This is a genomic window from Tahibacter sp., from assembly GCF_035481375.1.
Taxonomy (GTDB): Bacteria; Pseudomonadota; Gammaproteobacteria; order Xanthomonadales; family Rhodanobacteraceae; genus Tahibacter.
On the sequence record NZ_DATIGT010000093.1, the window covers coordinates 1 to 23,752 of the forward strand.

The window sequence follows — 23,752 nt, forward strand, 5'->3', positions numbered from 1 at the left end:
CGCGGACATCCTGTCGCGAGTGAACGGGTATCTGTCGCGCAAAGGTCTGATGCTCAAGCGCGGAACGATCGTGGACGCGACGATCATCGCGGCACCGAGTTCGACGAAGAACGCGGAAGGCGAACGCGATCCGGAGATGCACCAGACGAAGAAGGGCGAGCAGTGGTACTTCGGCATGAAGGCACACATCGGTGTCGATGTGGATTCGGGCCTGGTGCACACCGTGACGACGACACCGGCCAACGAGGCGGACGTGAATGAAGCGGCGTCTCTGCTGCATGGCAAGGAACGCGTGGTCTATGCTGATGCCGGCTATACCGGCGCCGACAAGCAGGTCGCACGCAAGGGGCTGGATTGGCAGATCGCTCGCCGCCGCAGCACGGTGAAGGCACTGCCGGACGGCCGCCAGAAGCGTTCGATCGAGAAGTCAGAAAAGCGCAAGGCAAGTATTCGCGCACGCGTCGAGCATCCGTTCCGCGTCGTGAAGCGCCAGTTCGGCTACATGAAAGTGCGATTCAAGGGGCTTGCGAAGAACACGGCCCAGATCATGACGTTGTTCGCGCTATCGAATCTGTGGATGGCGCGAAAGCGGTTACTGGCGATGATGGGCGAGTTGCGCCTGAAGACCGCGTAGAGCGGTAGAAAGGCTGCTATTTGCAGCCTTTGCAATGCCAAAAACTCCTTCAAGTCGGAAATTCTCTTTCCGAAAGCGGCGAAGCTGCCTTTTGGAAGAGTGTAGCGGTGACTTGTTCAGACCATCCTTAGGTATGAACCTGACCCGGAGCGACTAAACGACTTCCTTGCTCAGCAGGTCTCTCAAGGGTTCCGCGAACAAGTAGTTCGCTGGTTTCGGTAGCGTAGGTGGCTCCATCCCCGTAGCTGGACCGCGCTAAATTTGAGAGTCACAGGCCGGACGTGCTTACGATCCCGGTCACCTCAACCTAACCCCGTTATCGTGGCGCACCAATTTCGGCACCGAATCGGTGGAGTGCCGATGCTATTGGCCCAATTGTGCTTGCAGTTGTAGGGCTTGGTACGGGTATCCCTTGGCTCATAACGCGAGACGGCAGCTTCTTTGAGCCGCTCAGCATCGTTGCCACATCAGCAATCGCTTTGGCGCTGGCTTGGGGGCGGCTAGGCTGGCGTCGTCGCCACTAATGACGCGTAGCAGACGAATCGGCTAGCATTGCAGGCCGCTCTACTTATGGAAATCGCGATACCAGGGAATGAGGCTGCGCCGGACGCTTACGTTCTCACCTGGCTGCAGAACAGACCGTTCCGATAGGATTGGTGCGACTAGATTTCTTCGAAATTTCCGGCGCCCTCATCTTCTTTCGAATCCCTTTGGCGGAGATCCAGCGCTATCACTCCTGAAATATCGTTTGCTACGTCCGCCGATGGTCGAGGTTAGCAGCGGAGATTCAGGGCGAAGGTCGTGTAACTGCACTCCGGCAGCATCAGCACAGAGTCGAACGTAACCCCTGTAAATGTTCTCGACGAAGACGTGCTGCCCCTGGCGAAATCCTGGACGTAGTAGTGATCCATGGCTCGCTGCTTTCAGTGATGCTAGAACCTGGGAGAGTCGCGGCTTCTCTACGGGCTCCGTTGTCAGGGCGCGACAAATTGACTCATACGAGGCGTAGATGTCTGATGTCGCGCGTTCAAGATCCCAGGAGTCCGCCGCTGCCCAAGTTGCCAGCGTGTACACTTCGTTACGCCCTCGCGTCGCTTTGTCATATGGCTGGCGGATTTGCTCTGAAACACCACTCACGGCAGCCGTAATCGCGTTGCGTAAATGTACTAGGTTAATTACCTCTGCTGACTTATCGTCGTAAAGCGCATATAGAAGGCGCTCTGTTAGCAAATGAACGTAGTACGGAAACCCGTTAGCGATACTTGCAATTCGGAACCGTGCAGTTCGGACTGGTTCAATTTCCCAGCTCAGATCGAAACGGTCTAGAGCGTCATCTACGATGTCGAGAGATGACTGGTAGTCGAGCCGTTCAAGCTTGATTTGCAAAAACTGTCTGAATGCGGATTCGTGCGCGCCAAGAATTTCTGTGAGATCAGTCCCGACACCAGTGAATATGATGGTTAGGCGCGCTCCGCGATCTCCAAGGAGCTTTACGAGCTCTGCAAATTTTAGGCGCGCATCTAAGTTTTGGAGGCGCTCGATCTCGTCGATTACGACAACTCGCAGGTCGCCGCGCTTGTCATCGTCGAGTGATGCAAGCATGTCGGCGGCGGCTGAGACCGTTATCGGTGGCGGCGGAGCGTACGATCTTTGCTGAGAGCTACCTATCGCAAGTAGTTGGGACAGTCCCCAGTTTGTACTTGTCGATACAGAAGATAGTCTTTCAGGATTGAAGACCTCGACGATTTGGCGGATTACTTCTTCAAATGTTGAATCGACCGCGCAGCCGATTTGGCGAAAGCATGTCGAGTTTGTAGTGGCTGCAAGCCCCGCGGTTTTCGCCAACGACGTCTTCCCGACTCCCCGTTCACCGAATATGAAGACGTGCCTGCCGGGGGCGTAAATGGCCTGAGTAATAGCTTTGGTCTGTTCTTCGCGTCCCTTCAAGTGGCGACTTTCGAAAACTGGTGAAGATGGTGAAGTGACTTCGGCGAGTTTCTCTGCGAACTGCCGCTGAGTGAGTTGGTGTAGGTTTGTTGACAAGGTTGTTGTCACCAATATGTGAGACGGATGACTGTTAGGCCCTTGGTTTCTCAGTCGCTTCGCGTTTCCTGTTCAAAGCGATGATTAGAAGCTCTCGCGTCTGCGCCAGGACCAACGCGCTTTGCCGGACTGCAAACAAGAACCAGATCGCTATGGTGAACATCAAGGTTACGAGGGTAGCCGTTTGAGGCACGGTAAGCCCTTGATTGAAGTATAGCGATGCGAGAAGCCCGGCTGCTGAAATGACCAGCGCGGGTATCATCGAAAGTTCGAACTTGAATCTTATGAGAAAGCTTCGAATATAGCGCTGGCCGACAAATTCTGCGTCTGTCTCAAGCTGCAAATAGGCGTTCCAGTTGTCCAGTTTGTTGTTGTTTTTAACAACCCATTTGTCAGCAAAATGAACCTCGATTTCTGATCCGATGTTTTCGAGGATCAGGCCAACGATGAGACAAACCGCGAACCCGGTGAGGCCTATCGGGATCAACATATCCTTCCATGTGCTCGCGAGCTTAAGGCCAGGCCAGAATACGCCACTTAGCCAAGGGGACGTTGCGAGGAAACCCGGCACCATTGTGACGATTACGATGCGATAGACGTCAGGTTTTATGACATTAGCGATGTCCATGTACGGTCCTTCAGTTCGACCGGTTTCCGAAACAGTTCACGTGGCATCTGTCAGGGCGAACGCCGCGCCTTTTCAGGTTCGCTTTGCGTCGTGTGGGCTGGTACTTGATCGCTAACCCCCCACGGCCTCCCATCCGCATCGAGATACAGCTTCTGCATCTCCTGCAAATTAAACGGCCGTGAGCCGATGCGTCCGAAGATGGCGATCTGGTTTCCGCTTTCGTCCACACCACGATCGCGCTCAAGTCCGCGCGATAGCGAAAGGGCAGGCTTCGCCGTTTCGCGCCACGCAATCAATTGCGGCTTCGGATCCGGACTGAACCCATAGAACTTCGGCTGCGACTCAGGGCTCGTGAGCTGGATCACCTTGACGCCGTTCTTGCCGTCAGCGACATAGGCAAACAGCGACGCATTGGTGGTCCCGACGATCACGTCGTTGGCATCGTTGAGCTTCCCGCCCGCGTTGAACATCTCGTAGAGCGTCGGCTGTTCGGGCTTCGTGATGTCGACGATCGCGAGGCCTTCGGCGCCGTTGGCGACGTAGGCATAGGTGCGCGCGAGGTGCAGCTTGCGCGGATCGCTGAGCCGCATGAACGCGCCCGCTACTTCACGTGCTTCGCTCGGCTTCGTGATGTCGACGACGTGCAGTCCGTCGGCCGCGGTGACGAAGGCATAGCGGAACTGCACCTGCACCGCGCGTGCGTTGGCGATGGGAACGGTCGCGATCGCGCGGGGCTTCAGCGGGTCGCTCATGTCGAGCGCGACGATGCCGCGGTCGGTGACGACGTAGAACGTGGTGCCGGCAATCGCGAGATGTTTCGCGCCGTTAAGCACGCCGCCGTCGTTCCACGTCGCCGCCCGTGTCAGGAAGTTGTTGCGGAATTCGCCGTCGGCGAGGGTGTCGATGTCGGTGACGATCAGGCCTTCTTCGCTATCCGTGATGAACGCGTAGCGGTAGATCGGATGCATGGCCTGTTCGTGGTTGGCTTCGATCTTTCTCGCGGCTTCGTTGCGTGCGAAGGAGACGGGCTGGGTGGTGGCGAGCTGCACGCAGGTCGCGTTCTTGCTGCCGATGCGGGTGTCCTGGCCCATTCCGGATGAGGGCGCGGTGATGATGCGTTGCGAGAAGCCTTTGTTGGCGATGCTGGCGACGTCGTAGACGCGCATGCCGCTCTTGCCTTCGGCGACGTAGAGGTATTCGCCGCGCAGCTGTATGCATTGCGCGGTGCCGGCGTCGTGGCCGTAGGCTTCCTGCAGGCGCTGGCCGGCTTTCTGGTGGTTGGCGTACCAGTCGGGGTAGGCGTAGCGCTGCAGGTAGCTGCCGATGACGGCCTGTGGTTCGTCCCATTCGGTGACGCGCACGGCGCTGATTTCGCCGTCGCCGCCGACCCAGGCGTTGAAGCCGACGAAGTCGACGAAACGTGTGCCGAGCAGCAGGGTCTGCGCGAGGATGGCGTTGTTGTCGTTGTCTTTCGACAAGTGACAATCGGTGCAGGTCTTGGTTTCGGTCTTGCGTTCGGTATGCGGGTAGTGCGGTGCGAAGGCCTGCGAGGAGTAGCCGGCCGACGACACGGGCGGCTGCTGGATGTAGATGCGTTCGCGGTTGATGTTGGTCGACGACAGGATCAGTGCGGAGGACGAGCGCACCGGCGCGATCTTGTGGTCTTTGACGCCGCCGTGGACGCCGAGGAAGAACATGTCGTCGCGCGCGACCTGCGGGTTGTAGGTCGCGAAGTTGCGCGTGAAGCCGCCTTCGTATTTGTGTTTTTCGGTCTGCGCGTTGGCCTGGATCGGCAGGTGGCAGCCGCCGCAGCTCGTGGTCCACGAGGTGTGGCAGGAATAGCAGAGCATCTTGTCGTCGCCGTGCGCGCGCTGGTCCAGCGGAACGTCGGCGCCGTAGGTCTGCGATGCGGTGTTGCGCGACATGGCATGGGCGCGCGTGGCCTTGTCGTTGTAGTTCGGCGACAGCGGGTTGGACACGTCCTTGGTGAGGCTCATGGTCCATTCGAGACCGGGTGTGACGGCGGAACGCTGGATCAGTGCGCCGCCGACCCATTCGAAGCGTTTCTTGCCGTCGGGGTTGCGGATCAGCAGCAGGTCACGACCGTTCTTCGGTGCGGCGGGGCCGGAGGTCTTCAAGGTCGGCAATGCGTCGACGGTGCCGTGGCAGTCGTGGCATTGGATTTCGACCGCGCTCATGACTTCGGCCTTGAGATAGCCGCTGCCGTGGTTGTCTTGCGCGAAGTGGCAGTCGACGCACTGCATGCCGACGTCGACGTGGATCGACGACATGTGCACGGCTTTCTGCCATTTCTTGGGATCGTCGTCGGCGATCTTCTGCTGGTTGTCGTCGAGCAGGTTGCCCTTGCGGTCGCGCGCGAAGATGCCGCGGAAGTTCCAGCCGTGGCCGTGGTAGTCGGCGAACTGGGTGTCCTTGAGCTGCGGGTTCAAGAGCGACACATCCTTGAGGAAATCCACATCGCGCCATTTGCCGCGGATGGCCGCTTCTTCCGGGTTGCGGTTCAGCGTCTTGAAGATTTCTTCGTCGTCGGGGTAGTGCTGTTTCTCGGGCCACATGAAGGGCGCGTCGGACTCGTAGTCCCACATGGTGTAGCCGAGCATGGAGTTGATGAACATGTTCGGCTGATGCATGTGGCAGATCATGCATTGGCTGGTCGGAATCTGGCGCGTGAACTCGTGCTTGATCGGGTGGCCGGATTCGCCCTTGGGGATGGTCGGGTCTACTTGTGCACTCATGCCCATGTTGCCGTACTTGGCATGGATGGCCGAGTGGCGCGGGTCGCGGTCGTTGGCGTAGACGACGTGGCAGGCCGAGCAGCCCGACGAGCGGAAGTCGCCTGGGTTGTCGTTGGTGCCGAGGAACCAGGTGAACGGGTCGTTGAGGCGCGTCTTGTGGATGTTCAGGACCGGAATCGCGACGCGGCTGCCGGTGCCGGGGCCGCGGTTGGATTGCTTGAGATCGGGGCGGCCGGGTTCTTCGAGGCGCTGGATCGATCCGGTTTCGCTGGGCACGCCGATTTCCGGGAACAGGTTGCCGATGTTGCGGCCGCCGCGTTCGAACACGCGGAAGACGTCGGCCGGCGGCACGGTTTCCCATGCGGGCATGGGGCTGATCTTCGGCAGGATGCCGGCGGCGTCCATGGCGGCGTCGTTCGGGATGCCGTTGTCGACGGCGGAGGGCTTGCCGTCGCGCGTATAGGCTTCGCCGAGTATCGAATGCTTATACGGGAGAATTCCATTGTTGTACGCGGCCGCGCCCCAGAACATGGCGGCGTTTGCCATCAGGCTTTTTTCGGCCTGCTGGATCAGCGGCAGGTGGCAGGCGCCGCAGGATTCGCGCGCGATGCGCAGGTCGCCCGGGTTGATGAAACGCGCGAACTCGGGCGATTCGTCGATGAGGTGCGTGTAGCTGCGCGGCGGGTTGGCGCTGTTCGGCCAGCGCTCGGGGTATTGCGGCAGGATGTGGGCCTTGTCCATCGCCGACATGTAGCCGGCGCTGTAGGCGCGCGGGGCGCCGCCGGTGCCGCTGTCGGAATAGGGGATGTCGGCGTGTTTGTCGCCGTGTGCGCCGGGCGCTTCGTCGGCGGTGGCCGGGTTGCTGCCGAACACGGTGGCGTTGCCGCCGTGGCAGTCGGTGCAGCCCAGCACGACGGCTTCGCTCGCATGCATGGTCTTGCGGTCGCTTGCGGTGTGGCAGGAGACGCAGCCGGCGGATTTGGCGTCGGCCTGTTCCCACGTTTGGAAAGCGGGAGCGGGCGGGGCGGTGGTGTAGCTGCGTTCGACTTTCTTGGCTTCGCCGGAGGCGTGGGTTTGCGGCGCGAAGAGTGAGAGCGCGGCGAGGGCCAGCGCTGCTGCGGTTGTTGTGAGGGTGCGTAGAGGGGTCACGCGATGGCTTTGTGGGGTGGGGTTGTGGATGTGTGCTCTCTCGCCTGATTCTTTGTTCCAGGCGAGCTTGGGGGAGAGGGCTTTCGCGTTGTCGGGGGGCTGAGGCGGAACCCATCCCCACCCATGCCCTCCCCTTGAAGGGGAGGGTTTGTCACGCTTCGTTGTTGAGGGGTGAGGGGAGGTGCTACTGGTCGGCTGAGGCGAAACCCATCCCCACCCATGCCCTCCCCTTGAAGGGGAGGGTTCTTTCCGCTTCGTTGAAGGGGAGGGTTTGTCCCGCTTCGCTGCAAGGGAGGGTATTTCCCGCTTCGTTGAAGGAGAGGGAATGTCCCACGCTGATGGTGGAATCGGAGCGCAGCCTGTCACTCCCTCCCCTTCAAGGGGAGGGTTGGGGTGGGGATGGGTTTCGCAGTCTGAAAACAAGGCCTCGTTTTTCAACGACGCGTCACCCGCCGGCACCTGCATCCCCGCACGATCGCAAGCCGCAAGAATCTTCCCGACCAGCTTCCCCATGGCGCACCCCTCAATAGGTCAGGATCAGGTTGCCTAATACGGTGTAGTACAGCGACTTCTGGTCGCCGTAGAGGTCCTTGAATCCGGAGCCGGGCAGCAGTGCGGCGCCGGACAGGCGCAGCACGGCGTTCTGTGTCGCGAACGGGCGCCAGATCCAGGCGACGGAGACATCCGTGCCGATGCCGCGGGCGATGTTGGCCTGGTTGCGGGCGGTCTCGAGCACTTCGGTCTTGTCGAACCACAGATGATTGATGTTGCCGGACAGGCGCGACTGCGGTGTCAGATCGAAATCCGCGCCGACGCCGAGCAGGCGCAGGCCGGGGTTGTCGAAATTCGACTGGCCTTGTTCCTTGGATGGCCGCAGGTCGGGCAGCATGCCGTTGCGTTGCGAGATGGCGACGCCGCCGCCGCCGATCAGCGGCACGTTCTGGCGGATCCAGTAGCTCGTGTCGGCGCCGGCGAAGATCGGGTTTTCGAAGATGGCATCGAAGCCGGTGGAGCGATCGTCGAACGGATCGTCGTCGCCGCTCGCATACGCGGCGGACACGCGGGCGCGGATCCAGTCGAAGTCCATCGACGCTTCGGCGGCGAGAAAGCCGGCGCGGATGTCGGTGCCTTCGCTGATGAACACGCCGGCCGACTGATCGCCGATCGCGTAGTAGCCCGAGACCGTCAGGTTGAGCCGGCCGATATGGCCGTCGCCGTTGTAGCCCAGGTAGGTGACGTCGTATTCGCGCGGCGCTTCGCGGCCGATCGCGGCGGGGCGCACGATGAAGCCGTTGGAATCGTAGAACGACTCGGTCTCGCGATTGCGGTTGTGGATGATGGTCGCCTGCGACGTGAAGCCCGTGAACGGGAAATCCTGGCGATAGAGATTGGCGATGAAGATGTCGTCGTCGCGCGGGCTTTCGCTGACGTCGTTGAGGCCGGAATTGAGGTCTTTCTCGAGCCGGCGGAACCACGCGAAGTTGTATTGCCAGCGGTTGGAATCGCGCGTGCCGAAGAAGCGCACGCCGAGCTGGTTGTCCTGGAACAGGAAGCCGCGGAAGTCGCTCGAGAACGGCTGTATGCCGATGCGGAAATCGTCGAAGTCGTAGCGCGGGCGTTCGCTGGAATAGTCCCAGGTGAAGAACAGTTCCTGCACGCCGACGAAGCCGTCGTCGCGCGTTTCGCCGAAGGTCGGGTCGACCGTGAGCGCGCGCGTTTCTTCGGTGCGCACGCGGTTGTAGTTGAACGCGAGCGTGCCCTTGAATTCGTAGACGGGCGGTTTGAACGTCGTGTCGCCCTTGTAGTAGACCGCGCTCGCGATGAAGGTCTGTGCCGCGATGAGCTGGTCGACGTCGCCGAGCGTGTCGTTCGTGCCCGGGCCGCTGGGCGCCTGCGGCGCGGCCGGAGTCGGAATGCTGCGCGGTTCGATCAGCGTGTCGGAGATGCCGAGCAGGTTGAGGAACCAGTCCTTGCCGCGCACGGGCTTGTCGGCCTTGAGCTGGTTCTGGTTGTACGGGTCGTACCACGGATGCTTGAAGCCCAGCGATTCCATGATGCGCCAGCGGTCGGGCACCGGAATGAATTCGCCGGCCTGGTCGACCGGCGCGGGATCGACGTTGTCGGGGTTCTGCGGCGGCGCCGGCGTCCAGCGTTCGTACGGATGGCCCGGACGACGGCGCGGGATGTCGGACGCGAACGGATCGTAGGTCGGCGCCGGCAGCAGGTGCGTGATTTCGAGCCAGTGCAGGCCGAGCAGACTGGCATCGGCCTGTACCGCCTGCGGCGCGGCGGCCGCGGCGAGGATCAGGGCGAGCGGACGCAGGCGAAGTCGGCGCATGTCACTTGCCCTCGCAGACGTACTGCGCAGTGGAATCGAGGAATGGCGACTGCGGGCACTGCACGTACGAGAGCCGCGCGCCCAGGGGCACGAGCTTGTCGGCGCGCAGTGCGATCGGGGCATTGCCGACGCCGGTGTTGAGTGCGACGCCGGCGTTGTGCAGGCCGAGGAAGGCGACGAGGTCGCTCTGGTCGGTGCCGTCGCCGGATGCCGCGACGCCGCCGATCAGCGTGTTGCCGCGATAGATGGGGAAGCCGCCGCCGAACAGCGTGATGCCGTTGGGCAGGCGCGGAATGCCGGTGCAGTTGCGGCCGACATCGGGCACGGGGGTGGGATTGCCCGGCGTCGGCGCGGGCGCGAGCGGCGCGCCGTCGAGCGTGAGCGCGAGGCCTTTCTGGTTCAGATAGAAGGCCACGTGATTCGCGATCTGGTTGTAGACGAGATCGAGTTCGAGGCCGTCCTGGAACGGACTCCAGCGATCGAAGGGCAGGCTCAACGGACCGGGCGGCGTGCCCGGCACGCCGTCGGGATAGAACGGGCGCGACAGGTTGCCGATGGTGCGCAGCGAATAGGCGATCTGGCCGTCGCTCCAGGCGGCGGGCAGGCCGAGGAAGCCGCGCAGCAGCGGCACGTAGGCATTCGGCGCGCTCTGCGCGACGGTGAACAGATCGACGCGGCCGGCGGCGAAGTCGGCCGCGGCGCGCAGGTAGCGCGCGTTCGTCGTCGTGGCGATGTCGCCGGCGGTGAAGGTGCCGGAGAAGAACGCCGCGGTGCGGGCTTTCTGCGTGGTCACGTCGACCGCGTCGACGAGCGCGTCGCGCGAGCGTGCGAGCGCGAGCACCACGCCGTTGCTGTCGACGATGACGACGGTTTCGCCGGCGCGGGAACCCAGGGGCTTTCTGACCTGGGCGCGCGTGCGGGCGGCGACCTTGAGCGCTTCCTGCACGATGGTGCGGACTTCGTTCTGCGTGAGCGCGGCGGTGCCGTCGGTGCCGGCGCGCGGCGGATAGCGGTTCGTGCCGGTGCCGTCGTCGAGCACGAAGGCGTCGAGGCCGGGGTAGTCGGTGGTGTCGGGCCGTATGCCCGATTCGACGGTACCGAGCGCGAGACCGCGCAGCACGACCGGATCGGCATAGCCGGGCACGCGCAGCAGGGCGCCGTCGGCCGGAGTCAGGTTCGCGAACGGCGGTGCGGCGGCCGGATCGCGCGCGAGTTCGGAAAATTCCACATCGGTATAACGCAGCGTCAGGCCGCCGGCCGTGATGCGATCGGCGCGACGGTCCTGCGGCGGGCCGAAGCCGAATTGCGCCGCGAGCGCGACGTATTCGTCGAGGTTGCGGTCGCGGTCGCCGGCGTTGTCGTCGAGGCTGTAGAGATCGTCCGCACCCGCGGCGGCGACGGCACCGACCGGCACGCCGGCCTTGTACAGCGGAATGCCGCCGGGATCGGGCGACAGGCCGATCGGCGAGCGGTGCGGCCCGGCATTGGTGCCGCTGACGAAGCGCGCGCTGATGTCCGAGCAGGGCAGTTGCGAGAACTGCACGCCGAACAGCGGGCCCGACGGCGCGGTGCGATCACCCGGGTTGAAATGTTCCTGCGCGATCTGGCCCGCGGTGCGCGAGGTGAAGGCATTGCCTTCGGAGGAGAAGTAGACCGAAGTCAGGGCTTTGGCGATCGCGGCGAATTCGGCCGGGACCGTGAGGCCTTCGAGACCGCCGGTGACGGGACGCCCGGAGCTGACGGTGACGAGCGGCGGCGCGCCGGCCATCGCATAGGCGGCGAGCACGTTGCCGACGCGGTCGACGACGACGAACGTGGCCGGGCGACCTTGCGCGCGCGCTTCGGCCACGCCCTGGGCGATGACCTTGCGGACGTCGTCTTCGGTCAGGAACGACTGCGCGTTGCCGCACTGGCCGTAGCAGCCGGAATCGCCGTTGTTCGGCGGATTCGGCGGCGGCGAGGTGCCGACGACGCTGCCGGAGTTGCTGCCGCCGCTACACGCGGCGAGCGCCAGACAGAGTCCGGCCAAAGTTCCGCGAAACGGCGATCTCCCCATCGCAGCATCCTCCGAGTGGCCGCGGCGCAAGGGCGCGGCCAAGGTCTCATCAGTGTTTCCCCGCTGCGATAGTACCCCAGGAAACTCGCGGTTTGGCGCGGTTTTTTGAGTGTCGCGGCGATGTCAGGTTCCGGTGTCGTCTTGCGTAGAACGTACGAATGGTCGTGAAGCGAAGTGACGTCGACGGACTGGTGATTCGCGTGCTGCGACGCTCTGGTGATTCGCGTGCTGCGACGCTGTCGCGACGATCGGGCTTCGACGCGCGCCGGCGCTTCTCCCCCTCACGCCAGCCCTCTCCCCCAGGCGCGCTTGGGGAGAGGGCGTTTTCTATAGCTGCTTCATCTGCAACGTCTCCGACTGATGGTAGCGATGACACGCCACGCACGTGCTCGCGACCTTGCTTCCTCCGTCCGCGCCCGAATGACACTGCCGGCAGTTCGCGAGATCCGGGATCAGCAGGTCGGTTGCGACTTTCGATGTCGCCGCCGCATGGCAGTCCCCGCACGTCATCGTCGAATGCCTGGCATGCGTGAATGACGCATCGCCGTACCAGATGCCGCTGACGCGCACGGGCGCGATCTGCCAGCCGCCGCCAGGGACGTTCGTGGCCGCGGCGCGCGTGACGGTATGGCAGGTCACGCAGGCGCGGCCGGTGAACACGCTGTCGGCGACCTGCCGCGACTTGTTGCGCGCCCAGCTCAGGGCTTCGATGGTTTCCTGCTGGCTCAGCGGCGCGTCGCCGGGGCGGCGGCGCTGCTGCACGAAGCCCGGGGCGCTGGCTTCGGTGTAGCCGCCTTCGAGCGCGCGCTTGGCGTAGTAGTCGTCCAGCATGTAGACGACTTCGGCGACCTTCGCATGCGGCACCTGCCGGTCGGGCGCGAAGGTGTCGAAGCCGAGGGTGTGGCAGTCGTGGCACATGGTCTCGAAGTTCACGGGCTTCATCGCAAGACCGCCGGCGTCTTCGGCGTGGCAGCTCGCGCATTGCAGCGTGCGGCGGCCCGACGGCGCGTTGAGATCGGGTTTCAGATGCAGCGCGTGGTCGAACTTGAGGCCCGAATTTTCCTTGAGGCCGGGCGCGAGGCGCGTGAGCTGCGGCGCGAATTTGCCGGCCGTGTCCCAGGCCGGCAGGCGCACGCGGAATTCGGGATGCGCCGTGCCGAAATCGCTCGCGTCGCTGAGCTGGCTCGCGTTCTGCGTGCGTGCCGCAAGGCCCGTGTGGCAATTGCTGCAGAGTGATTCTTCGGTGTTGACCATGCCGGCGAGGCCGAGATGATCCTGGTGGCAACTGCCGCACGGCGCTTCGCCGAGCGCAGGCAGGTTGAACTTCGCGGGATCGGCATGCGCGGCCATGCGCGTATGACACGTGGTGCAGGCGGTGTCGCGCACGGTGAGGAACGGCGTCTGATGGCATTGCTTGCAGTCCTCGCCGAAGAAGCGGTGCGCGGCGTCGAGCGGACCGGGGTTCCAGCTCGCCGTCGTCGGCAGGCCGGTGTGCGGCAGGATCTTCGCAAGCGGCGGGATGAAGTGCGAGGCGGCGGGAACCAGCAGGCCGAACACGAGCACGAGCACGAACAGCAGCCACGACGGAAAGCGCTTGCTGATCCAGGTTTCCTTGAGCGAGGTCGGCTTCGCGCGCTTGGCTTTCGCGGCCTCTTGTTCGGTTTTGTCGAGTGTGGAGATTTCCACCGCGGCTTCGAAGTCGCGCGGCGGTTCGAGCAGCACGATCTTCGTCGACGCGATTTCGACTGTCGCGCCGGCGCCGACGTTGGTCGCGTAGGTCAGCTCGCCGTTGACGCGGATGCCGGCGAGGATCAGCGACTCGACCTTGTAGCGGCCCGGGCTCAGCGCGGTCACGCGCGCGTGATTGAGCGCGGCGCGGATGTCGGACAGGAAGATCGCCTGGTCGGCGGCGCGGCCGATCGACAGCACGTCGCCGAAGTGGACGTCCTCCTCGTAGGAGACCGAGCCCTTGCCTTGCTTGAGTACCCGGCGGATCAGCCAGCGCATCGGTCGTCCTTACCAGTAGAAGAACACGGATACGACGTGGGCGAACAGGGCCGCGACGGTCGCGAACGACAGCGGCACGTGGAAGTAGAGCCAGATTTCCATGAGCGCCTGGTACTGGATGTCGCGCGCGACGCGCGAAGCCAGCGCTTTCTTGCGCGACAGCAGATCGATGAGCTTGCGCAGCGCCTCGGCCTGGCGGTCGTTCGTGCCGCTCGCGAGGAAATCGACCATCGCGAAAATCGTCTGGCCGGATTTCGCGCCGCCGGCGGCCTGCTGCGATTTCTCGCGCGCGTCGAGCGCGGCGCGGATGCCGGCGAGCGCCGCGTCCGAGTCGTCGTGCGCGCGCAGCTGCGTGATCACGCCGCCGCCCAGGCGCGTGTTCTGGATCGAGCGCAGCACGATGTTGTGGACTTTCGGGTCGATGCCGTCGGCCAGCGCGAGCGCGTTCTGATCGAGCTCGGCGATTTCCTCGAGCATCGCGCTGCGCGTGGCGCTTTCGCGGTTGCGCGTCATCAGCGACGGATAGCGCAGGTAGCAATAGACGCCGAAGAAGCCCGAGAAGATCACGAGCAGCATCACGACCAGAAAGAACGTGTGCAGGTTCCAGCCGACCTGGAAGCCGGCGTGCAGCAGCGCGATGAGGATCAGCGTGGTGCCGAGGTAGATGTGGGCCGAGAGCCAGCCGCGCAGGTTCGAGGTGCCCGAATAGGAGCGTTTGCGGATGCCGAAATACATGAGCCAGAGGATCAGCAGGCCCGCGACGGTGCCGAGCGTGTAGCCGAGCCAGGTGCCGCCGTTGGGCGGCACGGCGGGGGAGTGCAGCGCGTAGGCGAGCAGCGAGACCAGCGACAGCGCGAGCGAGATCCAGAGCCAGCGCGCGCCGCTGTGGTTCAGGACGGATTCGTGGCGGGCGTTCATGTGTGATAGCCGCGAAATGAAGCAGCAGGTAGCGTGCAGCTCATGCCTCGTCCCCCGGAAACCGCCGCGCGAGTCGCGCGCGGATGCGGCGCAGGCCGTAGCTGCCGATGCCGAGGAATACCGTGGCGCCGGTTGCCGTCGCCGCGACCCAATTCCAGTAACGCGCCGGTTCCTCGTGCCGCAGGATCACGGTCGACGGACCGGATTTGCCGGCGAAGAACACGGCGCCGAAGGAGAGCTGCGCGATGAGGATGAGCACGAGCAACCCGCCGGCGGCGCAGCACGCCTGGAAGCGTCCGATCGGATCTTTTGCGTCCTCTTCGTCTCGTTCGCGCAACGCGCGGCGTGTCGTGCGCTTGCGCTGCAGTACCGGATCGACGGACGGCGCCGGATAAAACGTTCGCGCGCACTGCGTGCAGGCGCGCTGGCGCCAGTCGGGAACGGTCTGTTCGGTCTTGCAACGCGGACAGGTCGCGGTGCGCGCGTCGCTCATGGCAGGTCGCTCCGCGGGCCTCAGCGCCGGCTTTGCGCATAGGCCGGGAATTCTTCGGGCGAGATGCGGATGGCCGCGCCGGTCGGGCAGGCGCGCACGCAGGCGGGGCCGCCTTTTTCATCCTTGCACATGTCGCATTTGACGGCTTTCTTTTCCTTCGGCTCTTTCTTCGATTTCCTGGCGTCGTAGGGCGCCTCGCCCGGACCCGGTCCGAGGCCGAGCAGCAGCCAGCTCAGCAGCCCCGGTTTCTTCGGCGGCTTGGACGCCATGTGGATCACGCCGTAAGGACAATTGCGTTCGCAGTTGCCGCAGCCGATGCAGTTGTCGGCGATGTAGACCTCGCCGTTGGGCGCACGGCGCAGCGCGTCGGGCGGACAGTCCTTCATGCAGTGCGGATGTTCGCAGTGCCGGCACGAGGTCGGTACGTGCACGCTCGCGTAGGTCGGTCCGGCTTCGCGATCCAGGCGCGAGGTGCCGCCATGGGTTTCGGCGCAGGCCTTCTCGCAGTTGTCGCAGCGCACGCACAGCGATTCGTCGATGAGCAGGATATCGGTCGCTTCGCCGGCGCCCTGTGCGAGCAGGAACTGGATGATGTCGCCGCCCGCAGGCAGCGCCTGCATCGCGAGATTCGACGCGGCGCGCTGGCGGTATTCCGCCTGCAGCCGCAGCTTGAGCACCGGCATGCGGTTGACGAGTTTCTTGAAGCTCTCGCCGTCCAGGCGCACGGTCTCGGTCGCGATCGCCGCGCGCGCCGTGGCCGAGCGCCGCGATTCGCCGAGCAGCGCCATCTCGCCGACGTAGTTGCCCGCGGGCACGTAGGACAGCACGACTTCCTTGCCGGCGATGTTGCGCGAAATCGTCAGCGAGCCGACGCGCACGAGGTGCAGGCAGTCGCCGATTTCGCCTTCGCCGAACAGCGTGTCGCCCGCGGCGAATTTCTGCAGCGTCGCGGTCGCGACGATGTCCTTGAGCTGGTCGGCCGTGGCTTCGGGCGCGAAGCGCGACTGGATCGCGCGCAGGATGAAGATCTCGTCGATCTCGCGCTTGACCGCGGCGACCGAGTTGATGAGCCGGTTCATCGAGCGGCGCGGCGTCTCGACGAGCACGCAGCCCTTGCCGGCCTTGACCGTCGCCGAGCGGCGGCGGCCCGAGATCAGGCCCATCTCGCCGAAGAATTCGCCGCGGCGCAGCGTGATGTGCTGCTTGCCTTCGTCGTCGAGCGCGATCTGCACTTCGCCGTCGACGATGGAATAGAAGCTGTTGGTGTAGTCGTTGCGCGCGAACACGGTTTCACCGGGCGCGGGCGTGCGCAGGTCCGAGTCGAGCATGAATTCGCGCAGCTGCAGCGGCGTGATGTGCGAGAGCACGCGCACGTTCTGCTGGATGCGCGCGAGTGCTTCGTCGACGCTGCGGAAGCCCGGCATGGATCCGAGCTTGGCCTTGAGCAGCGGTTCGTCGGCGGGTTCGACGCGTTCGCCGCGGATGTATTCGACGACTTCGTAACCCTGGTTCATCGCCTGCTTGATCAGCGGATAGCCGCCGAGCGCGCCGACGATGTAGAGGCCCTTCACGTTCGATTCGTACTGCGGGCTGATGGCCGGGACCGCGGCCGGGTCCTTGCTCGGGAACGTGACGCCGCAGGCTTCGACGAAGCCGCGCGGCGCGGTCGCGCCGAGACGGCCGATGACGCGGTCGATGAGGATCTGCGCCTTGCCGTTGGGCGTGGCGAGAATCATGCGGCCTTTCTTGCGGCCGACGCTGAGCGCGTCGACGCGCTCGGGCGCGGCGTTGTAGTAGCACTCGATCAGGCCGTCCTCGATCGCCTTGAGGATGCCGGCCTCGTTGCCTTTCTTCGCGCGCGCGAACTCGTCGCGGCGGTTCACGATGACGACGTTGTTCTGCTTGGCCAGCGCGATCGCGTTCTCGATCGCGGCGTCGCCGGCACCGACCACGACGATGGTCTCGCTTTCGTATTCGTCGGGGTCGTCGAGCTGGTACTGCACGAAGGGCAGGTCTTCGCCGGGTACGCCGAGCTTGCGGATGTTGCCCTGCAGGCCGATGCCCATGACGACGAACTGCGCCTCGACGACCGCGCCGTTGCCGCACTTGAGTTCGAAGCTGCCGTCGTCGCGTTTCTTGATCGCAGTGACTTCGTGGCCGTGGCGCACATTGATCTTGAGCCGGGCGGCGGCTTCGTCCCAGGCGCCGAGGATGGTTTCGCGCGAGCCGGCCTTGAACGGCACGGGAGAGCGCAACGGCAGTATCCCGGGCTCGTCCATGACGAACTTGCCCTTCTGGTAGCGATAGATGGTGTTGGACAGATGCGGCTCGGCTTCGAGCAGCACGTGCGACTCGCCGCGCTCGGCCGCGCGCGCCGCGGCGGAAAGGCCGCCAGGCCCGGAGCCGACGATCGCAATGCGGAAACGCTCGCTCATTTCCTACCTCGCTGGGTGGCTCGAAAGCCGCCGGGCTAGTACCGATGAAATGCGCCACGGTCCCCTGACGGACCATCGAGCCGGGCGAACGGACATCGCCGCGGTTCCTGCGCCGGGACTGTAACGCATCGGAGAGGGGATTCATGACATCGGTGCGCGCCGGCCGTCATACTCGGCGGCACTGCCGGCCCCGTGCCGACGCAGGCCGGACGCGGGCAGGGCAACGGAGGCGCGATGAGGCATGTGGAAAGGCTGTCCGCGGTAGCGGAAACGGTGTCGCGGATCCTGGCTCACGGCGGCGGCCAGCTGCGCCTCGCCGCGCCGCTGGGGCTCGGCAAGCCCAACGTGCTGCTCAATGCGCTGTATCGCGCGGTCGTGGCCGACCCGAACCAGTCGCTGCACATCTTCACCGCGCTGTCGCTCGCGCGGCCGGCGCCGAAGTCGGATCTCGAGCGGCGCTTTCTCGGACGCTTTCTCGACCGGCACTTCGGCGCCGACTATCCCGATCTCGACTACGCCGTCGCGCGCCGCGACGGCACGCTGCCGGCGCGCGTGCGCGTCAGCGAGTTCTATCTGCAGTCGGGCGCGCTGCTCGACAACGCGCAGGCGCAGCGCGAGTACGCGAGCCTCAACTACACGCATGTCGCGCGCGACCTTGCCGGCGCGGGCATCAACGTCGTCGTGCAGCTGGTCGCGCGTCGCGTCGAGGATGGGCGCGAGCGGCTGAGTCTCGCGAGCAATCCCGATGTGACGCAGGACCTCATCGACGAGATGGCGTCCTGCGGGCGGCCGCGGCCGCTGGTCGTCGGCGTCGTGCATCCGCGGCTGCCGTTCGTCGCGAACGAGGCCGAGGTCAACGCGGACTTCTTCGACCTGCTGCTCGACGACCCGGCCTGCGACCACACGCTGTTCGCGCTGCCGCGCGAGCCGGTCAGCGCGCCCGAGTTCGCGCTCGGCCTGCACGCGAGCACGCTGGTCCGCGACGGCGGCACCTTGCAGATCGGCATCGGCGCGTTGTCGGACGCGGTCGTGCACGCGCTGCTGCTGCGCCAGCGCGACAACGCGGCCTATCGCGAGGCGCTGGCCGCAGTCGGCGGTGCGCATCCGCTGACCGAGGCGGTCGGCGGGCTCTCGACGTTCGAGCGCGGCCTGTACGGCGCGAGCGAGATGGTCATGGACGGCTTCATGCACCTCGCACGCGGCGGCGTGCTCAAGCGCCGCGTGTTCGATGATTTCGCGATCGAGCAGGCGCTGGCCGAGGGCGCGATCGGCGAGACGCTGAAGACCGGCGACGTCGAACGGCTGTATGCGAGCGGCGCGCTGCCGGGGCTGATACACGGTCCGGAGCTTGCGCGGCTGATGCGCTGCGGCCTGCTGCCGGAAGGCTGTACGATCGACGGCGACCAGGTGCAACTGCCCGACGGCGCGACGGTGCCCTGCGACCTGCGCGAGATGAGCGCGCGCGCGGCGCTGGGCCGCGCGATGACCGGACGCCGGCTGCGCGACGGGCGCTATCTGCGCGGTGCGTTCTATCTGGGTTCGGTCGAGTTCTATCGCTGGTTGTCGGAACTGGACGGCGACGATTTCGACGGCGTGTCGATGACGCGCGTGTCGGACATCAACCAGCTCTACGGCGGCCGCGAGACGCTGGACGCGCTGCAGCGCCGCGACGGGCGCTTCTTCAATACCTGCATGATGGCCACGGCGCTCGGCGCGGCCGTGTCCGACGCGCTGGAGGACGGCCGCGTGGTCAGCGGCGTCGGCGGGCAGTACAACTTCGTCGCGATGGCGCACGCGCTGCGCGACGGCCGTTCGGTGCTGCTATTGCGTGCCTGCCGCGGCAGCGCGGACGGCGCGCGGTCGAGCATCCGCTGGAACTACGGGCACACGACGATCCCGCGCCACCTGCGTGACGTGTTCGTGACCGAATACGGCGTGGCCGACCTGCGCGGAAAATCCGACGAGGACTGCGTCAAGGCCATGCTCGCGGTCAGCGATGCGCGTTTCGTCGACGGTCTCGTCGCGCAGGCCAAGGCCGCCGGCAAGCTCGCGGCCGGCTTCGCCGTGCCGGAGGCATGGCGCCGCAACACGCCGGAATTCCTGTCCGCCGCGCTCGCGCCGCTGCGCAAGCGTGGCCTGTTTGATGCATTCCCGTTCGGCACGGATTTCACGCCGGTCGAACTTCAATTGGCCGGCGCGCTCCAGTGGCTCAAGCAGCGCGGCGCGCGTCGCGGCGGGCGGATCACGCTGCTGCTGAGCGCGCTCAGGAACGGAACGCCGCGCGTCGAGGAAGCCGCCGCGCTTGAACGGATGGGACTGGATTCACCGCAGACGCTGGCGGAAAAGTGGCAGCGTCGGCTCGTGCTCACGGGGTTGCGCCGCTGAGCTCGTTGACCGTGAAGATTATGAGAAGGACGAAGTTCACGCGCTAAACTCATGACCATACGCAGGAAGCCACAGGGGCAACCTCGATGAACGACTGGCTCCAACGCCTGTCGCGCGACTGGCCGGAACGTCATCCGCCGTTTCGCGACGACTTCGCGACCGACGCGAAGGCAGTACGCAACTGGCTGAACCATCTGCCGCTCGCGAATCCGGCGGCGACCTCGCGGCAGTTGCTCGACGCGCTGATGGTCATGAACCGCATGCGCATCGAGCCGCAGCAGCGGCTCGATGCGCTTGAGCTGCTGCGCGGGCCGGTGCTGCAGGTCATCGGCAGCATCGACCGGCAGATTCTCCTGGAGAGCTTTCCGCTGGCGCCGCCGAAGATGCAGCTCGCGCGCACCGCGCAGGACTTCGAGCGCGAGATCGGCCTGGGCTATGTGCAGATCCTTCACGACTTCTGCGCTCCGGGCGGCAAGGTGCCGTTTCTCAAGGGAAAGTCGGTCGCGCTCGCGGCCGTGCGCGCGCTGCAGCACTACGGCAATCTGCTGGCCAAGGCCTACACGCTCTATCACACGCCGCCGGCCGGGGTCTGGCTGCGGCTGCATGACGTGTTCGTCGCCGCGGTGCAACTGCGCCTGGACGACAAGACCGCGACCGATCCGAGCCTCGGCGGCGCGGAACTGTCGCCGCGGCACGCCTATGCGCATGCGCTGCTGCTCGCGCTGAGCAATCCGTATCGCTATACCCAGCGCGAGATGGCCGACGTGTTCGCGCTGACGCGCGCGCTCGCGCCGTATTGCCAGATCGGCCATGGCCGCGCGCCGGTCGCGGGCTTCGCCGTGCTGACCGACCAGGACCAGGGCGTGGGCTACGTGCCCGAGGAACGCCAGCTCGCGGCCGAAGGACTGCTGTCGTTCGACCCGCATCCGGTGCAGCGCATGATCGAGGGGCACGTGCAGCTGCTGCCGCCGGGGGCGGATTTCCTGACCTTCCGGCTCAAGGGCGGTCCGCCGGTGCAGGCGCGGCGCAGTGTCGTCGACCGGCTGACGCGCAGCTGGGGCGGCAGCGCCGAGCGCGGGCATGCGCGGCTCGCGGCCGGTCATCAGCTCGACACCGTGATCGGCCTGCATGCGCTGCACCACATGCTGGCCGGCAACGAGGATTTCGACGCGTTCCTGCGCCGCGTGCGCGGCCAGGCGATCAGCCTGACCGCGCGCGAAAGCGCCTCGTCGTGGGCGACGCAGAGCAGCGAGGTCAGGCCGGTCGTGCAGCGCGCGCGCGTGCTGGACCAGAGCCTCGGCGGCTATCGGCTGGTCTGGGACAAGGCCGATCTGGCGCGTGCCAAGGTCGGCGAGCTCGTCGGGCTGACGCCGACCGCGGCCGAGGACGACGAAGACGACGACCGCGACTGGATGGTCGGCGTGATCCGCTGGATCCGCATCGACGACGCCGATTCGGTCGACGCCGGCATCGAGCTGCTCGCGCGGCGCGCGCAGCCGGTCGGCATCGCGAGCTTCGAACCGACCGGGTCGGTGCGCGCCGCGATGCGCGGCGTGCTGCTGCTCGATCAGGACAACGGCCACGCGATGACCGTGCTGGCGCCGCATCTGTTCGACCGTCATGCGCACGAACTGGAACTGACGCGGCCGGCCGATCCGCTCGACTGGGAAACGCGCGCGAGCGTCGCGCGCCTGGGCGACGTGACCGTCGTGGACGCCAGCCATTCCTATCAGCGCGTGCTGATCGGGCGCGCGCCGACGCAGGAAGAGCTCGACGAATCCGACGCGGTCGAGAGCGACGCCGAGGAGCCGCGCGCCGACGGTACGACGGGATAAGGCGCGCGTCGATGCGGCAGTGCCTCGACCGATCGATGGCACCGGCGCGCAGGCGGCACTAAACTCGCGGCTTCGCTTTCCGCCCGCCCTCCTGCATGACTCCCGAATCCGATACCCGCGTCGCCAGCGCCGCCCCACGCCGGGGCAGCGTCGGCGTCGACGTCGCCGGCGTCGCCATCGGCGGCCGCTCGCCGATCGTCGTCCAGTCGATGACCAATACCGACACCGCCGACATCGTCGCGACGACCCGCCAGGTGGCCGAACTCTGGCGCGCGGGGTCGGAACTCGTCCGCGTGACCGTCAACACCGCCGAGGCCGCCGCCGCCGTGCCGCGCATCCGCGAACGCCTCGACATGATGGGCGTCGGCGCGCCGCTGATCGGAGACTTCCACTACAACGGCCACACGCTGCTGACCAACGAGCCGGCTGCGGCAGAAGCGCTGGCCAAGTACCGCATCAACCCGGGCAACGTCGGCTTCGGGAAAAAGAAAGATCTGCAGTTTTCCACGATCGTCGAGCTGGCGATCCGCCACGGCAAGGCCGTGCGCATTGGCGCGAACTGGGGTTCGCTCGACCAGGAACTGCTCGCGCGCATGATGGACGAGAACCACGAGCGCGCGGTTCCCTGGGATGCGCCGCGCGTGATGCGCGAGGCGCTGATCCGCTCGGCGATCGATTCCGCCGCCCGCGCCGAGGAACTCGGACTCGCGCGCGAGCGCATCGTGCTGTCGTGCAAGGTGTCGGGTGTGCAGGAACTCATCGCGGTCTACCGCGACCTCGCCGCACGCAGCGACTACGCGCTGCACCTGGGCCTGACCGAGGCCGGCATCGGTTCCAAGGGCATCGTCGCGTCGAGCGCGGCGCTCGCGGTGCTGCTGCAGGAAGGCATCGGCGACACGATCCGCATCTCGCTGACGCCGGAACCGCAGGAATCGCGCACGCGCGAGGTCATCGTCGCCCAGGAGCTGCTGCAGACCATGGGCCTGCGCGCGTTCACGCCGCTCGTGACCGCCTGTCCGGGCTGCGGACGCACGACGTCGACGTTCTTCCAGGAACTCGCCAAGGCCGTGCAGGACCATGTCCGCGCGCGCATGCCCGAGTGGCGCATCCAGTACGACGGCGTGGAAAACCTGACGCTCGCGGTCATGGGCTGCGTCGTCAACGGCCCCGGCGAGTCCAAGCACGCGAACATCGGCATCTCGCTGCCGGGCAGCGGCGAGGCGCCGGCGGCGCCGGTGTTCATCGACGGCGTTAAGACGCAGACCCTGCGCGGCGATTCGATCGCGCAGGAGTTCATCGGCATCCTCGACCGTTACGTCGCCGACACGTATCGCGCGAAGGCGGGCTGAGGCGCGGGGCGTTCGATCGCCTGAAAGAAATTTCTGGAAGTCTGTCGATTCCGGTGTTGCCGGATCGACGCGTAAGCCGGAACCGGCTTCCCGCGCGTCGCCGGTTCTGGCATACCGCAGACCCCGGCGCGTTTGCGCCGGCGGCGTTCTCAGACCAGAAGGAGATGGGCATGAAGATCGAACCGTATCTGATGTTCGACGGCAACTGCGCCGAGGCGTTCGCGTATTACGCGCAGCACCTGGGCGGCAAGATCGTCCACACGATGAAATACAGCGAGGCGCCCGAGGGCGAAGGCTGCGGCCCGGAATACGGCGACAAGGTCATGCATTCGATGATCGTCATCGACGGTCACGGACTGATGGGCTCGGATGCGATGTCGTCCTACTGCCCGTACGAGAAGCCGCGCGGCATTTCGCTCGCGCTGGCCCCCGACTCGCTGGCCGAGTGCGAACGCATCTTCGCGGCGCTGTCCGACGGCGGCGAAGTGCAGATGCCGCTCGAGAAGACGTTCTGGGCATTCCGCTTCGGCACCTGCACGGACAAATTCGGGATTTCGTGGATGGTGAATCTCGAGAAGGAAGGGTGAGGGGAGGCTTCGGCCCGGCGTCGGAGCTTCTGCAACAGCAATCGCGGGAAGGCGACGCCCGCTGAGCCGACACCCGTCCCACCCATACCCTCCCCTCGATGGGGAGGGTTTTTGCGCACGTGCAGGGCGCCTTCGCACG

14 protein-coding genes are annotated in these 23,752 nt (G+C 65.4%); 5 read left to right on the forward strand and 9 right to left on the reverse strand.

Annotated features, from left to right (window positions below):
- Positions 1 to 634 (forward strand): IS5 family transposase (locus VLF18_RS05495; RefSeq protein ID WP_325278609.1); only part of this gene is annotated, 634 nt, incomplete at its 5' end.
- Between the two features lie 690 nt (positions 635 to 1,324).
- Here VLF18_RS05495 and VLF18_RS05500 read toward each other — a convergent pair.
- The 9 genes from VLF18_RS05500 to VLF18_RS05540 all read right to left on the reverse strand — a co-directional run bounded on the left by VLF18_RS05500 (position 1,325) and on the right by VLF18_RS05540 (position 17,457).
- A complete protein-coding gene (locus VLF18_RS05500; protein WP_325278610.1) occupies positions 1,325 to 2,581 on the reverse strand; it encodes an ATP-binding protein in 1,257 nt (418 codons plus the stop codon).
- 130 nt (positions 2,582 to 2,711) lie between these two features.
- On the reverse strand, positions 2,712 to 3,305 hold the full coding sequence (locus tag VLF18_RS05505; protein WP_325278611.1) for a hypothetical protein: 594 nt from the start codon (positions 3,303 to 3,305) through the stop codon (positions 2,712 to 2,714).
- Positions 3,306 to 3,355: 50 nt separating this feature from the next.
- Positions 3,356 to 7,723 (reverse strand): hypothetical protein, encoded by a 4,368-nt coding sequence (locus VLF18_RS05510; protein WP_325278612.1) that lies wholly within the window; start codon positions 7,721 to 7,723, stop codon positions 3,356 to 3,358.
- Positions 7,724 to 7,733: 10 nt separating this feature from the next.
- The gene (locus VLF18_RS05515) at positions 7,734 to 9,548 is read right to left on the reverse strand and encodes a hypothetical protein (protein ID WP_325278613.1); all 1,815 of its coding nucleotides are present in this window, start codon (positions 9,546 to 9,548) and stop codon (positions 7,734 to 7,736) included.
- Position 9,549: 1 nt separating this feature from the next.
- Positions 9,550 to 11,604: a heme-binding protein gene (locus VLF18_RS05520; protein WP_325278614.1), complete on the reverse strand. Its 2,055-nt coding sequence runs from the start codon at positions 11,602 to 11,604 to the stop codon at positions 9,550 to 9,552.
- Between the two features lie 327 nt (positions 11,605 to 11,931).
- The gene (locus VLF18_RS05525; protein WP_325278615.1) at positions 11,932 to 13,611 is read right to left on the reverse strand and encodes a cytochrome c3 family protein; all 1,680 of its coding nucleotides are present in this window, start codon (positions 13,609 to 13,611) and stop codon (positions 11,932 to 11,934) included.
- Between the two features lie 9 nt (positions 13,612 to 13,620).
- On the reverse strand, positions 13,621 to 14,529 hold the full coding sequence (locus VLF18_RS05530; protein WP_325278616.1) for a hypothetical protein: 909 nt from the start codon (positions 14,527 to 14,529) through the stop codon (positions 13,621 to 13,623).
- Positions 14,530 to 14,569: 40 nt separating this feature from the next.
- The gene (locus tag VLF18_RS05535) at positions 14,570 to 15,022 is read right to left on the reverse strand and encodes a hypothetical protein (protein ID WP_325278617.1); all 453 of its coding nucleotides are present in this window, start codon (positions 15,020 to 15,022) and stop codon (positions 14,570 to 14,572) included.
- A 20-nt stretch (positions 15,023 to 15,042) separates the two neighbouring features.
- Positions 15,043 to 17,457 carry a cyclic nucleotide-binding domain-containing protein gene (locus VLF18_RS05540; RefSeq protein WP_325278618.1) on the reverse strand — a complete coding sequence of 805 codons (2,415 nt, stop codon included), beginning with the start codon at positions 17,455 to 17,457 and terminating at the stop codon, positions 15,043 to 15,045.
- A gap of 234 nt (positions 17,458 to 17,691) precedes the next feature.
- On the opposite strand from VLF18_RS05540, the gene VLF18_RS05545 reads away from it, so the two are divergent.
- From VLF18_RS05545 to VLF18_RS05560, 4 genes are all read left to right on the forward strand, one after another.
- Entirely contained in the window at positions 17,692 to 19,842 is a 2,151-nt protein-coding gene (locus VLF18_RS05545; protein ID WP_414717186.1) for an acetyl-CoA hydrolase/transferase C-terminal domain-containing protein, read from the forward strand.
- Between the two features lie 86 nt (positions 19,843 to 19,928).
- On the forward strand, positions 19,929 to 21,677 hold the full coding sequence (locus VLF18_RS05550; protein ID WP_325278620.1) for a hypothetical protein: 1,749 nt from the start codon (positions 19,929 to 19,931) through the stop codon (positions 21,675 to 21,677).
- Positions 21,678 to 21,772: 95 nt separating this feature from the next.
- Positions 21,773 to 23,026 carry a flavodoxin-dependent (E)-4-hydroxy-3-methylbut-2-enyl-diphosphate synthase gene (ispG, locus tag VLF18_RS05555; RefSeq protein WP_325278621.1) on the forward strand — a complete coding sequence of 418 codons (1,254 nt, stop codon included), beginning with the start codon at positions 21,773 to 21,775 and terminating at the stop codon, positions 23,024 to 23,026.
- A gap of 170 nt (positions 23,027 to 23,196) precedes the next feature.
- The gene (locus tag VLF18_RS05560; protein WP_325278622.1) at positions 23,197 to 23,613 is read left to right on the forward strand and encodes a VOC family protein; all 417 of its coding nucleotides are present in this window, start codon (positions 23,197 to 23,199) and stop codon (positions 23,611 to 23,613) included.
- The last annotated feature ends 139 nt before the right edge of the window (positions 23,614 to 23,752 follow it).